Below are 14,924 nucleotides of genomic sequence, written 5' to 3' on the forward strand. Positions count from 1 at the left end.
ACAGCCTGAAGCTGCTATTAGGAGCAGCCTTTCTTCTTTAACAACTCTCCACACGATCCGCCGCTCTTTTCTTCATATTAGCGAGACCTACAATACATATCAACAGTACGCAGATAGAATAAGGAAGCGCCACATTAACGGTGTATAAGGCCGTACCTATAACTGGCCCTATGAATGACCCGCCACCTTGCAGGGCCGCAATAAAGGAAGCAACGCTTCTTTGCTCATGGTCTTGAACCGCCATTGAAGCACCCGCACTGTAGCCGAGCAGTGTAAAGCCGATGCCAATACCCAAGAATGTAAAGTCTACATACGCAAATCTGATGAACAATAACAATCCCAGCAAGCCTAAGGCAACAAATAAGAGTCCTACGAGCAGCACTTTTTTAGGATGCCATTTGAGATACTTACTGATTACAATTTGCGAGAGCACTACCATTATTCCCGAGATCGCCAGCCCCATTCCAATTAACTGAGTGGCTTGCTGAGTACTGTAACCCAAGCTATCCTGCACAAAAAATCCGATAGTAACCTGCACGATATTCAGAGCAAACGAAAGCAAAAGTCCAATCCATAAATAGAGGCGTATCCGTCGATCATTGGGGGAAAGTGAAATCGCCTGCCGCTGAATCTCAATATTCTTTTCTTTAGGAATAAACACCAGAAACAATATAGCCAAGGTGAACAATAAAATAGCTGCCGCGTACATTGGTGAGGTCAGGCCCAGTGAAGCCATTCCTCCACTCATTGCGGGTCCTACTACGAAACCAAGACCGTTGGCCGCTCCGAATAATGCCATTCCTTGTGTACGGGTTTCTTTTGTACTCCAGCCCATAACATAAGCTTGTGCTAATGCCGGAATTCCTCCAAAGAAAAAGCCAGCGATTGCGCGAAGTAAAAAGAAACTCCAAAACAGACTCTCTTTACTCTGTGCATTTACTGCATAATCAGCCAATAGTGCAAAAATGATGAGTGTGGCCATATAGACGAACATAATCGAAGCAAGCAGCCACTTTCGGCTCATAAACGTTTGTTTTTCCCAGAAATATCCTCCGAGCAGCCAACATAACCCCGCCACCGATACTAAACATCCTGATTGAATATCACTCAGCCCCAAATTTCGCGCAAGCGGACCAATAATCGGATTAAAAGCAGCTATTGAGATCATTCCTGTAAGTACGATTAGAAACATAATACCCCGTCTGTATTTCATAAAATCCCCTTCTCCTCTCAAGTAAACCAGAAACAATATACGATTCGTCATAATCGCTGTGTTTATGGTACTATGCATGGAAGTCAGGCCTCTACCTCTTGGCGGATTACTTTACTGGTTAGCGGGATTTATAGTAAAACAAACAAAAAACCCTGCTCTTAAGAGCAGGGTTATAGATGTTAATCCACCGTCCCAACATTCTCCAAGTGTAATGAGCTTTCGAAGCTGACGCCTGCTTCCGTACTCAGAGTAGTAAGTGCTTGTTTTAGATCCTCTTTATTCACATAGACATACGGACTCTTCCAAAGAGATTCCACATGTAAGGAATTAATATGCTCTGGTTTAAGTTTAGGAAAGTTGAATAACCACTGCTGCAGATCTGCTTGAGGAATATCCGTCTTCACATTTTCACCAATGATATCCAATACATTTCCCCATTGGGACACGCCTTGGAAATTTCCTAGCTTATCCAGAATCTGCTTGATTACTTGCTGCTGCCGATCATTGCGCTGGAAATCGGAGGATTCAGCCGTTCCTTGATTCGATTTACGGTACCGCACAAAATCAAGAACTTGTTGGCCATCCAGCTTTTGCAAGCCTTTCTTTAAATCGATGTGTGTACCATCTGCCGTATCGGTATATTTCATATCCATATCGACATCTATAGTCAGTCCGCCAAGCAAATCCACGGTCTCCTGCAACACATCAAAATTCACCACAACCATGTGATCAATCGGCAGACCGAGCAAATTGCTGAAAAACTCTTTTGTATTCGGAATAGCCTCTGTTTTGTCTTTTATGTAATGATAAGCATAATAATAATTGGCTTTACGGGAAGGTAACGATTTAGGTTTTAACAACAAATCCCTGGGTAAAGATAAGAAACTCGTCGACTTCGTGTCCGGATTGAAGCTAACAAGCATCAGAACATCAGTATTCATTACCCCACCGCCACCGTCCCGGCTATCTACCCCGGCAAGCAGAAAAATCATAGGTTCAACCGATACCGTCTCCTTTTTTTCCTCTGGAGCAGCAGTGGGTTGGATGGTGACTGGAGCTGCCATACGCTGTATCGCATCATCCGTCTTTTTGTATAAATACCCTGCATATACTCCAATCCCTATAATAGTTGCGCCTAAGACAAGACCAATGCTCGTCAGAATTTTACGGGTTGTTGTCCACTTGCGTTTGTTAGACATAATTTCCTCCACTCAGTTCCAATAGCTTATTCAATCAGCGCTTTCATCCTTATGAACTTTAACACTTAGCACTATGCCAATCGCTATCATATTAGTTAGCAACGAGCTGCCTCCATAACTAATAAAAGGCAATGAAATCCCCGTTAGGGGCAGTAACCCAATATGCATCCCAAGATTAACGGAAACTTGAAAGATGAACATAGCGATAAACCCGGTGACAATATAGGTACCCGCACGGTCCCTACTATCCAGCGCAATAAAGATCATTCGGTACACGAGCAGCAAATAAAGCATCAGCAGCACGGATGAACCTATAAAACCGTATTTTCCCCCGATGACTACATAGATCGAATCGGAATACGCATATGGAATATATCCTTTTCGCAAAAAAATACCTTCACTGCCCGATAATCCCCCGGAGCCAATGGCTATCATTGCGTTTTTTACATGCCAAGACTTATCTGGATCGCTCTGCGGGTCCAAAAAAGCTTGGATTCGTGACAGTTGATGGGGCTCGACAATCTTGGATAACAGGTCGAAGTTAGCATAATACAGCCATAGTATCGTGCCGATCGAAATAATCACAACACCAAGGATCAGAATCATATATAGAGCACGGATGTTACCAATCCACAGCATACTAAGTAATATGCCAGCAAATACGAGTGCTGTACCCAAATCGGGCTGATCCATTATTAAAATGAAAGGAATTAAAAAAACAAAACAAACCGGCACTAAATCTTGAAAAAAACGCAGCCGCTGGCCCTCTCGTGTACCTAATAGATGAGCAATGAGCAGCACCGTACATATTTTAGCCAGCTCGGAAGGCTGAAGCTGAAAGCTCCCAATACTTAACCAACGCACGGCACCATTGAGGTTTTCTCCAACCAGCTTGACTAGTACTAGTAAACCTATGCCCACGCCATAAAAGAGATAGGCTAACCTGCCTAATAGAATCTTATAATCTACCAAAGCAATGAATAACATGGGTAGGCAAAATAAAGCAAATAAATACAAATAACTTATGTAAAGACCGTCTAACCGCGTATCCGTAGTCGCTTCATAAATAGCAACAGTACCCATGCCAACTAAGCAGGTGGTGAGAAAAAGTACGGATCTGTCCAGCTTTGCAATTTTGGTAGAGATAAGCATTTACAACCTCTATTTAATTTCTGTAGTTTTCTTGTTGTGTAGGGGATATATACATGAAAATGGGCATTATAAATAATCCGCTGAGCACTTTTACTTCTTTTTTCTCAATGAAGCGCTGCGGATGATTAGGTTAAATGATTACCTCAGATCATATTTGCCCTGATACGCCTTCTTCGATAACAGCTTAAGTTTATCTTCACTTAGCGTATAAATATCCATACCATTACCTGCCTCACCCAATGACCAGCCCAGTGCAAGCTCGTTATGGCCATCTTCATCAACATCAAAGAATCCGGCATAATCTAGACCATACCCAAACCCCTCAACCTCGGAAATCTTCTGCCAAGCTTCATTTTCCTGCCTCAACAACATTGCTTTTATAGTGTATCCTTTGTTTTTACTGTACTCATACACAACTACAGCTTCGTCGATTCCGTCTCCATCCATATCGCCAAAGGAGATGGCATTATCTTCTTGTCCCTTCATCGGAGTTATCAATTGAGCTTTGTCTGGAAGCCACTTAATAAATTCCTGGCTCGTTTTGTCTCGCTGCAGATTTGCTTCTGATGATGGAGGTTTAATCAGCTCTCCGGGTGTCGCCGGGACTCCGCATCCTCCGAGCAAAAATAAAGTTGTCAACAGGGTACCTATTTTTATGAATTTGCTCGGCATTTGGATCATCGACTCCTCGCTTGTCCGCATATATAGTATTTTATCTGTGAAAGAGATGAAAGTGGTTATGAAATAGTTAAATTTGAATTCTTATTCTATCGGTAAGTCAAATTGGACAATCGTTCCTTTGCCTAAAGTGCTACTTATTCGCAGCTCTCCATGATGCAATTTAATGATCTGTTCCGAGATGGATAATCCCAAGCCGCTGCCCGAAGCCTGTTGATCCCCTTTGTAGAATTTTTGCCGCACATTCTCTAAATCCGTCTCAGCGATGCCTGAGCCTGTATCCTCTACAGAAATCACGACTTTCCCTGGAACCGTATGAGCGGTGATAAAGATTCGACCTGATGAACCAGTAAATTTGAGCGAATTATCAATGAGATTAATCATGACTTGCTTCACACGATTCTCGTCAGCTTGAATCACTGGCAGATGTTCTTCTATTTTTACATCTAGTGAGATGCCTTGTCGGGTCGCTCTAGGGGTAAGTTGTCTGCCGATATGCTGCAGTAGTTCTGTTAGATCCACAGATGTGAAGTGAACGGCGATTCTTCCGTTATCCAACTTGGAGAAATCCAATAATTCATCCACCATATGAGTTAACCTGTCACTTTCGGATTCAATAATATCAAGCCCATCATAAAACAGAGGTTGATTACTCACCTCACTCGCCTTTAAGGTAATTGCCCAACCTTTGATCGAGGTCAAGGGCGTTCGCAGTTCATGGGATACGGAAGCGATAAAATCATTCTTAAGCTGTTCACTCTTGGAGATTCGGCTTGCCATCATATTTAACGTATCCGCCAATGAACCAAGCTCATCTTGATAGCGCTTATGCACTCTGATGCTGAAATCACCTTCGGTCATCTGGTCTGCTGCCTGCTTCAAATCTTTAATGGATCTAGTTATGGTCCAAGACAGTAATAATCCAAGTAAGGTGACAATGCCAATGACGATGATCCCCACCCCGATCAGTAAAACCGTAATCTGTTTAACTGTATGTATAGTTTCCGTTAAGGACGTGATAAATCTGACTCCCCCCACGATGTTTCCATTCGCTTGTAAAGGATAGGATACCGCGTAAATCGCTTCCTCTGTGTTAGGGTCCGCACCTTTCCAACTGCCGGGCTGCCCTTTTATTGCTGCTTGCACATCTATGTACTCAGTCATAGTAAGATCGCCTTGAAGTCCATTTGAATCCTGCAACAGCCGGCCTTCAACATTAATAATCTGTACCTGTGCATCGGAATGACTCGCAAAACCCTTCAGTAACCTATCCGATTGTTCCTCCAGATCCTGGTCCCCAAAGTATTGCTGAAAAAAAGAAGCCGATAGCTCTGCTTGATTCATCAGGGTTTCCTCTATGTTATGAAAATAATAATATCGCACAGATACATTAAGAATGATTTCAAGAATGAGCACAGTAAGACAGATGACTACAAAATAGCTTCCTACTAATCTTTTCTGAATCCCCATTCTTCAACCATCCTTTCTAAAGCGGTATCCGAGCCCCCATACCGTCTCAATCCAAAGCGGATTAGAAGGATCAACCTCAATTTTCTCTCTTAACTTACGCACATGAACATCTACCGTCTTAGGATCTCCAATATAATCCTCTCCCCAGACAAGATTCATTAATTCATTCCTAGAGAGTGCTGTATCCGGATGCTCCAGAAAGGTCTTCATCATCTGAAATTCCTTCGGAGTTAATTCAATGCTGTCATCCTGCTTAAACATCTTGTTTGCATTCAGATCCAGCCGAATCGGTCCAGCTTGAAGTATCGTTTTTTGCGGCTTGAGAGCTGATTCTGTACGGCGCAAAATCGCTTTAATACGTGCTACCAATTCTAATGGATTAAAAGGTTTAACAATGTAATCGTCAGCACCCATTTCAAGGCCATTGATTTTGTCCATATCCTGTCCACGAGCGGTTAAGAAAATGATGATGACCCCAGCGTCTTTCTCTCTTAGCTTTCGGCATATTTCGAACCCATTAGAATCAGGCAACATGATATCCAGAACCAGAACATCTGGACGGCTCACCTCAAAGCTCTGCAAGGCTTCTTCTCCACAAGCAGCTTCACTAACCACAAACCCGTTATTCGTTAAATTTATAGATATAAAACGTCTAATATTATCGTCATCTTCCACAATAAGCACATGATTGCGATCAATAGTATCCACGATTTCCACCCCTATTACCCAGAGTCTAAACAAGTAAAAAACAAAAAAACTCTCCCGGTAAAGAGAGAGTCTTGTCTCAGATCCCTATAATTAAATCACAAGTGGATATTACTCTAAATCGCTATAGTTGTCAAAATCTAATCCAGATACACAGCCTTGCCGGTCTGCGCCGATTCATAAATAGCTTCCAATATTTGCGAAACAACAAAAGCCTGTTCAGGAGTTACAACCGGGTCCTTATCCTGTTCAATCGCTTCAATCCACTTTCTTAATTCTATATCCGGAGCACTTTCAGCTTTACCTTCATAATAGGCAACGCCGCCTGCCCCAAGCTCAATTTTATTAGTGTACAGCTTGCTGAATTTCTCTCCGTTAATTCTAAGTCCGTCCTTCATATCTGCGCCTGCTTCCGTCCCACTTAAGCTGCATTTCGCTTCATGTACGTCTAGTGAATTCAGAGCCCAGCTCGCTTCCAGCATGATTGTTGCGCCATTCTCCATTACGACCATTCCAAAGGCTGAGTCCTCCACGGTGAACTTTTTAGGGTCCCACGGTCCCCATGCGTTGGCGGCTTCTTCTTTTTGTGAAAGTTCATGATATTTAGTGCCAAGCACGACTTTAGGTTTATAGTTATCCATCATCCAAAGGGTTAGGTCCAGCGCATGAGTTCCGATATCGATAAGCGGACCGCCGCCTTGTTTCTCTTCATCAAGAAATACTCCCCAGGTCGGTACGGCTCTCCGTCTGATGGCATGTGCTTTTGCAAAATAGATATGACCAAGCTCTCCGGACTCACAGGCTTTTTTCAAATATAAGCTGTCTTCTCTATATCGGTTGTCATATCCAATGGTCAGCTTCTTGCCTGTACGTTTCGCTGCTTCAACCATTCGTTTGGCATCTGCCGCTGTCTTAGCCATTGGTTTTTCGCACATCACATGTTTTCCGGCTTCTAGTGCAGCGATTGATATTTCCGCATGGACATCATTAGGCGTAAGCACATGAATAATATCAATGGATTGATCTTTTAATAGTTCAGTGTAATCCGTATAGACAGTAGCTTTATTATTTCCGTATTTCTCCGCTGCTTCTTCAGCACGTTCTTTAATAATGTCACAAAAAGCCACGATCTCAACCTTACTTTGTCTGCTCAAGCTTGGAAGATGTTTGCCATTCGCAATACCACCACATCCAATAATCCCTACACGAAAAACCTTACTCATATCCTTCACCCTCACCTCTAATGGATTTGTTTGCTGTTTCGATAAGTTGCCGGTGTCATGCCTAACCGCTTGCGGAAGACAATATGCAAATAGGTAGCATTGGTAAACCCTTCCGACTGTGCGATTTGTTCTATCGGATAATTGCTTTCTTCAAGCTTGCGGCAGACCGCTTGCAATCGGATGTCCTCAAGCGCCCTACTGAATGATTGTTCTGCATTTACTTGCTTAAACACCCGCTGCAGCTGCCTTGAACTAATATTCAGCTTTTCCGCAACATTTTCTAAGGTAACCGTTCCTGAATAATTCGCTTCCATATATTGCATTGCGTATTGATACCGGTAAGTCAGCATATCTCTAACCGGCGCCTCCGTGCGGATCCCGCCTGAATCATACGCTCTAACGGCCTTTAATAAAATACTAATCACGAGATGCTTAATTGAAGTATAATATCCGGTCAACTTCCCATCGCATGCTTCGTACGCTTCTCGAAAACACTTCATAGCCCCGTGATAATCTTGTGCTGGGACCAAGGGTAAACACTTCAGCTTCTCCACACAGGTCTCAGCTTCCGCAACCTCCCAAAGATCAGCATCATCCCGGATCCTCTTCTTGATGTCAACATGCAGGCATAGCTCTTCCATGGATTCATCTGCGGCTGCCTCTTGACGATGCATGACACCTGGTCCGGTTAGATAGAACATTCCCTCTGACAGAGGATACTTTTGATCCCCAAGAATGACTTCTCCCTTCCCGCGCGGAATGAAATGAAACTCAAATTCAGAATGATTATGGAACTCGACTACTCTGCCCGGTGGAAAAGATGTCAAATGAAATCTAAACACTGTAATCTCGTAATGTCCCCATAGAATCGTGATATCCAATCTTTCAAGCATGTCCTGCTTCTCAAACATCATCTCATAGGGAAAGCTGCTCAACGTTAAGTCCTCCCAATCGGAATTACACAGCCTTCTTTAGCCGAGCGGTTCGCCGCCTCCATTAATCTGGTAAGCTCAACTGCCATTTCAACATTTTGAGTGGCGAGTGTATTATTTTGAATATGATCAACCCATTGATGGAAGGCGCTTTCACGATTGCTTTGCAGGGCTACTTCTTTCCAGCCTTCTTCTTTATCCGTGGATTTGTTCGTTCTAAGAAGAAGCTTATTCTCTGGTGTTCCGTAAAGCAGCGTTCCTTCAGTTCCATGCACCTCGATAGTAAACGGCGAATGACTATTCACGAAACCAGCCTCCACCACACCAATTGCTCCTGAATCCGTAAATAATGTCACTACAGCATTATCTTCCACTTCTTTACCGGTTACATACCCAAAATTAGCACTAACCCCAGTCACATCTTGATCTAAGAAAAGCTTCGCCAAATACATGGGATGACAGCCAAGATCAATCAAAGCTCCGCCTCCACATTGCTCCAAGCTAAAGAAATGATTAGGAAGCCAGCTTTCCGTTGCTCCGTTATGGGATAAGCGAACTCTAACGTAAGTAATCTTGCCGAGCAGCTCCTGACTTAGAATCTCTTGAATAGTTAATGTATAGCCGTCATTTAAACGAGGCAAGGAGACCGTTAGCTTCACTTTGTTCTCGTTAACTTCTGCGATAATTGCGTTAACTTCTTTTAACGTTGGGGCAATAACTTTTTCTGTGAAAATATGTTTGCCCGCCTTGGCCGCAGCCACGATTACGTCTCTATGCATATTCGTTGGTGCATCCACGATAACGGCATCTATATCCTCTTGCGCAAGCAGATCATCCAGTGATTCAAAAAAAGGAATATTCAAGCTTTCCGCAGCTTTGTTCCCACGCTCTACGTTTTCGTCCCAAACTGCAGCTAATACGGTATCTTCATGCTCCTGAGCTTGCTTGGTATAATCCCATGCATGCACATGCCAATAGCTGAGCTTACCAATTCTAATGGTCATTTACTTGTGCCTCCCGTATATATGTTATTCTGACATCTGCTATAAAAATAACACATAATAAACAGCTTTTTTAGTAGGAAAATGCGACAAAACATATATAATATTACGACACATAAAATCCGGAGTGAAATACGATCCCTAAAAAAAGAAACCCTTGCTATAAAAGCTAAAGGTTTCTTTATACTTGGCTTAATGGGTTAGTGGCTTATTATATCCTTTGTCATCAAAGGGCTGCAATTTCTCGAACCACTTCTTTTTCAATAGTTTAAGCTCCCAGCGCACGTCGGTTACGTCTTCTGACTCCTTCTGCTCTAACACCTCATAGCTGAAAGCTTCTGCTCCAAGTTCCTTCCAGTCCTTTTGCAGCTCCGCATTTGCAAATCTGCCCATATCTAATTGCATCTGTATAGTCATCCATTTATTCTTCAGGTTGGGATAGCTGTCAACGAATATTTTCCCGCTTCTTTTGTTTGTAATTTGAATAGCAACCATGTACGTCTTGAGCTGCTTATATTGCTCCTGAAGTTCTTTACGTTTACTTTTGTCCATTATGATTTATGATTCTCCTTTCACAGGCCATTCTGCTAAATTTCAGTACCCCATTTCTTTTAATAAACGGGACAATACCGAAAGTCGTTCTCCGATCATTTCACCATCATCACTAAGCGCCTGAGCGAACAGCTTAATATCATTATCAATCATGGGATTGTCTGCACATACAGATACACTCATTGCATCTCCCTGCAGTCCAATACGATCAATCATAGGGCTCTCGGGATCATACATTTTCGGAAAACGATAGGCCTCTTGAAAATACAAACTACTTCTGCAAATCAAAATTGCCAGGTCAAGCACTCTGTGCATTGGCAGCTCTTCGGACTGTCTCGACCATTTGTCCCCTGTATGTCTCCATACCTTTGCTGAGATGTCGACCTTTCCTCTATCGTTCCATTGTGCTAATCCTAGGGATAGACCTTTTGCATCTGTGTCCCCGGCGTAGCGGCCATCAACCTGCTCGTAATTTTCTGACACGACTACAGGTTTATGTTTTAGAGTTGTTGGAATTTTCATGTTAGTCACTCTCCATTTTATGATTTACTAATTTACTCATTTACTAAATTACTAAATTACTAAATTACTAAATTACTAATTTACTAAATTACTAATTTACTAAATCTAAGATTCATATTACCCGGCAAAAGATCATCTGTCAAACGACATTACACCCGTTTTATCCAACAAAACAAAAAATCCCTCTGCGCGCAGCAAAGGGACTGTTATTTTCATGTAAAATATATTTCTAGCTTAAATGATCATTCACATTACAAAACCAAACCATATGGACAGAATCAGGTCCCCAATAGTCTTCTACTACTTTATAAGGCTGCCCAAATTTACGTTGCCACCTGACCTGTGCATGTTTATAACCGCTGTCCAGACAAAACTGCTCTACCCCTTGCTTTTTTAGAAATATCATCATTTCCTTAATTAAGGCTGAACCCACACCTTGGCCCTGATAACTTGGCATAATGTATAGACTGCCCAATTCCCCTATTTCATCTAACTGATGATCCGTGCAGGTTTGAATATCTTCGCCACAAGGTCCAAAGGAAATCGTACCGACAACCTGCTCTTCTATTTTTGCAAGAAGGAAGTAAGGCTCCCCAGTCGTAGTATCCAGTGAAGTCATCACCATTTGCTTTTTATGATCTATTTCACTTTGGATATCGTCTTGTAAATGATCAAGCCCTTCTTTTTCAAAGGCATCTTGGATTGAAGTTTCAAAAACAGAGCATGTGGATTCAAAATCAGCTGGAGAAAGCGTGCTTATGGTCAATTGATTACTCTTATTCATTGATTCGGACACCTCTTCTATTCCCGGCCGGAATTCTTAAAAATCCTGCAATAATATACTATCAGCATTCAGACTGAAAGGTTTATATTCATAGAACTACTTTACTGGAGGTCATCATGAATATATTGTCCTTTCTGATCTATTGCGTTGTCGCTACATTTACACCCGGTCCTACCAATATTGTTATTCTTTCTTCCGTGCAGCATTCCGGGGCTAAAAAATCAATGGGGTATGTATACGGATCCACGCTGGCTTTTGGCTTATTACTTATCATTTCTACTCTGCTGAACCGTATTCTAGTAGAAATCATCCCAAATATCCTGATCATTATGCAAATCATTGGGAGTTTATATATGCTCTACCTTGCTTATAAAATCTTTAAAATGGGTTCAATGGAAGACCAGCCTGACCCCAATGCCAATTTCCGCTCAGGCGTGCTTATGCAGCTTGTGAATCCTAAAGTGCTAGTATTTACACTAACGGTTATTCCCAACTACGTAATGCCATTCTATACCTCTTCGCTTGCCTTGTTTATATTTGTTATAATTATAACTGTGATCGGATTTTTTGCATTTACGACATGGGTTGTATTTGGGACAATCTTCAGAACATTTATGAAAAATCATCAAAAAGTTCTAAATACCGTGATGGCACTGTTTTTAGTATACTCGGCCATTATGATATCGGGAATCCTATAAAGTCGCGGAGGTTAAGAACGTGGAGAAATTTAACTATAAAAAGTCAGCAGAGATCCTGTCCTTATCCGCCAGCCTTACTGATTTCACCTATAAAAAACATTGCCATGAGGAATATGCACTCGGCGTGACCCTTCGTGGCATTCAGCAATATAATCTTGACGGTAGTTTGCAATCCTCTCATAAAAATGGCGTAATGTTGTTTAATCCAGAACAAACGCATGATGGCAATGCGTATGATAAAGGTGGCATTGATTATGTCATGCTTTATATTAAGCCAACCCTAATGTTAGAGATATTAAGAAAAAAAGAACTCCGCTTCGCCACTCCTATCTTATACGATGACAAATTGGCGCAGTGCATATTAGCCCTAAACCATGCCATTCAGAATGGCAAAGAGGAGTCTTTGTGCAGTGAACTGCTATTCACTCTGGTTCATTTAGTCTCTAATACTGAAATAGTTACCGATCGTAGAACGAATAATAAATTTCTCAAAAAAGCAAAGGAAATGATGTACTGCAGTTTAGACCATGTGCTGAAGCTGGACGATCTCTGCACAGAGTTTGGTCTATCCAAATATCAGTTTATTCGCGAGTTTAAGACACATACAGGAATATCACCCTATCAATTTTTCTTAAATTGCAAGGTAGAGCGTGCCAAGCAGTCCATAGAGAGAACCAAGGATATCTATGCAGCTGTTGTAGATTGCGGATTTGTGGATCTAACTCATCTGAACAGGCATTTTAAAAGCGTGTTCGGAATAACCGCACATGAATACCGGTCACAGCTGTAAGATCTGCCCTCCTACCATTGTCCAGAGCACTTTGAATTCATTATCCAAGAGAACCAGGTCAGCATCCAAGCCAGAGGTGATCGTCCCCTTTTGTTGAAGTTCAAGAATATTGGCCGGTGTAGTTGAAGCCATTTGTACCGCATCTGTGAGCGAAATTCCAGTTTCGACAGTATAACGTAAGGCTTCATTCATGGTAACTGTACTGGAGGCCAGCGTGCCATCTTCCAATCGCGCTATGCCACCAGATACCTTAACCTGATGTCCTCCAAATATATAATTTCCATCCCCTAACCCCATTGCCTGTAAGGCATCTGTGATCAAGACCATTCCTTCCGGTCCTTTCATGGTATGCATCAAGCGGATAATTGCAGGATGCAGATGGACATTATCCACAATAGCTTGCAGGCTCACATGCTTCTCTTCGAAAGCGGCAACCACAATCCCCGGATCTCGATGATGGATCGGCCGCATGCCATTAAAACAATGCGTAACATGACTTGCCCCAGCGGCAAAAGCTTGTTTGGCTTCCTCATATGTGGCATCCGAATGAGCAATCGCTATCACTACTCCCTGTTCTTTCAAAAAGGAAAGAAGCTCCATGCCTCCCGGCAGCTCAGGAGCAATCGTAACCATTTTTATGAGTGATCCAGCTTCTTGGAAAATGAGCTTCATTTCCTCTAAGTTAGGATGCCGCAGATACTTTTCATTTTGCATTCCTTTTCTCTTGGGGTTTAGATAAGGTCCCTCTAAGTGAATGCCTGCGATCTTTGCTCCCACTTCATACCCAATGACACGTTTGACACTACGAATCATCTCTAAAAGATCCTCCATCGTAGAACTCACAGAGGTAGCCAGAAATGAGGTGCAACCAGAAGCTGCACAAGCCTTCGATACTTCTTGAATACTCTCTTCAGTACCGTCCATCATATCAAACCCGTTAGCGCCATGAATATGCACATCTATCATTCCGGGCACTAACAAATGCCCTCCGCCATCAATCCGTTCATACTCACCCTCTGGGATAGAAATATCTCCTGAGTCTATCCTCATCACTTTTCCTTCAGAAATCCATACATTGGCCGCTGAAACTATACTATTCTGAAGCACTACTTGTACATTTTGCAAAATATAAGTCATAAACATTCTCCTCCAGTCGTTATCACTCTTGATTTCGAACCTCTTCAGCTTCATCTAGGCACTCAATAACTGTGATGTTCTTCTGATCTAGAACTTCTCTGATCTCGATTGGAAGCTCTCGATTTGTAACTAAAATATCAACAAAATCAAAGTCTAGCCGATAAAAGGATTTAGCATTAAATTTGGTGTGATCCGCTACTAAAATCACTTGATCAGATCTTCGAGCCATTTCTCTTTTTACCCGCGCATCTTCTTCATAAGGATAATAGAGTCCATCAGCACAGATCGCCGATGCTCCAATAAAGGCTTTATCCGCACGAATTTCACTAAGTTTATCGATAATGGAAGAACCATATAACAAGCGGTTTTTCACATTCAAGTAACCACCAAGTACATAAATTAGCAGATCCTCGCGATGGGATAAAATCCCTACATTATCTATCGAGTGCGTGACAACCGTAATATCCTGCGCACTAATTTGTTCTGCAACAAACTGTACAGTGGTCGATACATCTAAAATCACAGTCTCACGATCTTGGATAAGCCCGGCCGCGATCTTCCCTATTCTCTGCTTACTCTCGGATTCATCGATCAAACGATCTTGATAAGATAATAATTCTTTTTGCAATTCAGGTAACGCTAGACCGCCATGCGTCCGAACAACGACGCCCTCTTGTACTAACCTAACAATATCCCGTCGGGCAGTATCTCTTGAGACTTCAAATTGCGTACAGATATCTTGAACACTCATCGATTGGTGTTGTTTCAAATATTCGAGTATTTTTAATAATCGTTCCTCTTGATACATAATGAAATTCACCTCCTAAAGTCATCATAAGTCATTTTATAAGTATTTACAAGCATTTAT

At 42.1% G+C, this 14,924-nt stretch carries 16 protein-coding genes; 2 read left to right on the forward strand and 14 right to left on the reverse strand.

Annotated elements, in window-relative coordinates:
- Positions 1-37: 37 nt before the first annotated feature.
- The 12 genes from NSQ91_RS20290 to NSQ91_RS20345 form a co-directional block, all read right to left on the reverse strand.
- Positions 38-1,213 carry an MFS transporter gene (locus NSQ91_RS20290; RefSeq protein WP_076304542.1) on the reverse strand — a complete coding sequence of 392 codons (1,176 nt, stop codon included), beginning with the start codon at positions 1,211-1,213 and terminating at the stop codon, positions 38-40.
- 179 nt (positions 1,214-1,392) lie between these two features.
- Positions 1,393-2,412, reverse strand: coding sequence for an LCP family protein (locus NSQ91_RS20295; RefSeq protein WP_076304541.1), 1,020 nt, complete (start codon positions 2,410-2,412; stop codon positions 1,393-1,395).
- Between the two features lie 30 nt (positions 2,413-2,442).
- Entirely contained in the window at positions 2,443-3,564 is a 1,122-nt protein-coding gene (locus NSQ91_RS20300) for an FtsW/RodA/SpoVE family cell cycle protein (RefSeq protein WP_076278706.1), read from the reverse strand.
- Between the two features lie 138 nt (positions 3,565-3,702).
- Positions 3,703-4,236, reverse strand: a complete 534-nt coding sequence (locus NSQ91_RS20305) for a hypothetical protein (protein ID WP_076182931.1) — start codon at positions 4,234-4,236, stop codon at positions 3,703-3,705.
- Positions 4,237-4,326: 90 nt separating this feature from the next.
- Positions 4,327-5,712: a sensor histidine kinase gene (locus NSQ91_RS20310; RefSeq protein WP_076301712.1), complete on the reverse strand. Its 1,386-nt coding sequence runs from the start codon at positions 5,710-5,712 to the stop codon at positions 4,327-4,329.
- A gap of 3 nt (positions 5,713-5,715) precedes the next feature.
- Positions 5,716-6,420, reverse strand: a complete 705-nt coding sequence (locus NSQ91_RS20315; protein ID WP_076127275.1) for a response regulator transcription factor — start codon at positions 6,418-6,420, stop codon at positions 5,716-5,718.
- Positions 6,421-6,557: 137 nt separating this feature from the next.
- On the reverse strand, positions 6,558-7,640 hold the full coding sequence (locus NSQ91_RS20320) for a Gfo/Idh/MocA family protein (RefSeq protein ID WP_076190679.1): 1,083 nt from the start codon (positions 7,638-7,640) through the stop codon (positions 6,558-6,560).
- Positions 7,641-7,657: 17 nt separating this feature from the next.
- Positions 7,658-8,575 (reverse strand): AraC family transcriptional regulator, encoded by a 918-nt coding sequence (locus NSQ91_RS20325; RefSeq protein ID WP_248548564.1) that lies wholly within the window; start codon positions 8,573-8,575, stop codon positions 7,658-7,660.
- A gap of 2 nt (positions 8,576-8,577) precedes the next feature.
- The gene (locus NSQ91_RS20330) at positions 8,578-9,576 is read right to left on the reverse strand and encodes a Gfo/Idh/MocA family protein (protein WP_076190676.1); all 999 of its coding nucleotides are present in this window, start codon (positions 9,574-9,576) and stop codon (positions 8,578-8,580) included.
- A 189-nt stretch (positions 9,577-9,765) separates the two neighbouring features.
- Positions 9,766-10,125 (reverse strand): GIY-YIG nuclease family protein, encoded by a 360-nt coding sequence (locus NSQ91_RS20335; RefSeq protein ID WP_340919572.1) that lies wholly within the window; start codon positions 10,123-10,125, stop codon positions 9,766-9,768.
- A gap of 42 nt (positions 10,126-10,167) precedes the next feature.
- Positions 10,168-10,647: a DUF6530 family protein gene (locus tag NSQ91_RS20340; protein WP_038572158.1), complete on the reverse strand. Its 480-nt coding sequence runs from the start codon at positions 10,645-10,647 to the stop codon at positions 10,168-10,170.
- A gap of 229 nt (positions 10,648-10,876) precedes the next feature.
- Positions 10,877-11,431 carry a GNAT family N-acetyltransferase gene (locus tag NSQ91_RS20345; protein ID WP_076304893.1) on the reverse strand — a complete coding sequence of 185 codons (555 nt, stop codon included), beginning with the start codon at positions 11,429-11,431 and terminating at the stop codon, positions 10,877-10,879.
- 116 nt (positions 11,432-11,547) lie between these two features.
- Between NSQ91_RS20345 and NSQ91_RS20350 the strand changes: the two genes are divergently transcribed.
- Both NSQ91_RS20350 and NSQ91_RS20355 read left to right on the forward strand, forming a co-directional pair.
- Entirely contained in the window at positions 11,548-12,129 is a 582-nt protein-coding gene (locus tag NSQ91_RS20350) for a LysE family translocator (protein WP_076218422.1), read from the forward strand.
- Positions 12,130-12,148: 19 nt separating this feature from the next.
- Complete coding sequence (locus tag NSQ91_RS20355) at positions 12,149-12,919, forward strand: AraC family transcriptional regulator (RefSeq protein ID WP_076127284.1); 771 nt, start codon at positions 12,149-12,151, stop codon at positions 12,917-12,919.
- Here NSQ91_RS20355 and nagA read toward each other — a convergent pair.
- Positions 12,908-14,056: an N-acetylglucosamine-6-phosphate deacetylase gene (gene nagA / locus NSQ91_RS20360; protein WP_076304892.1), complete on the reverse strand. Its 1,149-nt coding sequence runs from the start codon at positions 14,054-14,056 to the stop codon at positions 12,908-12,910. The two genes, NSQ91_RS20355 and nagA, sit on opposite strands and share 12 nt — an antisense overlap.
- Positions 14,057-14,078: 22 nt before the next feature.
- On the reverse strand, positions 14,079-14,864 hold the full coding sequence (locus tag NSQ91_RS20365) for a DeoR/GlpR family DNA-binding transcription regulator (RefSeq protein ID WP_076182961.1): 786 nt from the start codon (positions 14,862-14,864) through the stop codon (positions 14,079-14,081).
- Positions 14,865-14,924 lie beyond the last annotated feature (60 nt).

The sequence above is a fragment of the Paenibacillus sp. FSL R7-0048 genome (assembly GCF_038004505.1).
GTDB classification, from domain to species: Bacteria; Bacillota; Bacilli; order Paenibacillales; family Paenibacillaceae; genus Paenibacillus_AQ; species Paenibacillus_AQ odorifer.

Bases quoted from the DNA above. Each gene is read 5' to 3' on its own strand.
- NSQ91_RS20290 (WP_076304542.1), bottom strand. From the start codon at position 1,213: ATGAAATACAGACGGGGTATTATGTTTCTAATCGTACTTACAGGAATG.
- NSQ91_RS20305 (WP_076182931.1), bottom strand. From the start codon at position 4,236: ATGCCGAGCAAATTCATAAAAATAGGTACCCTGTTGACAACTTTATTT.
- NSQ91_RS20320 (WP_076190679.1), bottom strand. From the start codon at position 7,640: ATGAGTAAGGTTTTTCGTGTAGGGATTATTGGATGTGGTGGTATTGCG.
- NSQ91_RS20345 (WP_076304893.1), bottom strand. From the start codon at position 11,431: ATGAATAAGAGTAATCAATTGACCATAAGCACGCTTTCTCCAGCTGAT.
- NSQ91_RS20350 (WP_076218422.1), top strand. From the start codon at position 11,548: ATGAATATATTGTCCTTTCTGATCTATTGCGTTGTCGCTACATTTACA.
- NSQ91_RS20365 (WP_076182961.1), bottom strand. From the start codon at position 14,864: ATGTATCAAGAGGAACGATTATTAAAAATACTCGAATATTTGAAACAA.
- NSQ91_RS20300 (WP_076278706.1), bottom strand. From the start codon at position 3,564: ATGCTTATCTCTACCAAAATTGCAAAGCTGGACAGATCCGTACTTTTT.
- NSQ91_RS20310 (WP_076301712.1), bottom strand. From the start codon at position 5,712: ATGGGGATTCAGAAAAGATTAGTAGGAAGCTATTTTGTAGTCATCTGT.
- NSQ91_RS20335 (WP_340919572.1), bottom strand. From the start codon at position 10,125: ATGGACAAAAGTAAACGTAAAGAACTTCAGGAGCAATATAAGCAGCTC.
- NSQ91_RS20295 (WP_076304541.1), bottom strand. From the start codon at position 2,412: ATGTCTAACAAACGCAAGTGGACAACAACCCGTAAAATTCTGACGAGC.
- NSQ91_RS20330 (WP_076190676.1), bottom strand. From the start codon at position 9,576: ATGACCATTAGAATTGGTAAGCTCAGCTATTGGCATGTGCATGCATGG.
- nagA (WP_076304892.1), bottom strand. From the start codon at position 14,056: ATGACTTATATTTTGCAAAATGTACAAGTAGTGCTTCAGAATAGTATA.
- NSQ91_RS20340 (WP_038572158.1), bottom strand. From the start codon at position 10,647: ATGAAAATTCCAACAACTCTAAAACATAAACCTGTAGTCGTGTCAGAA.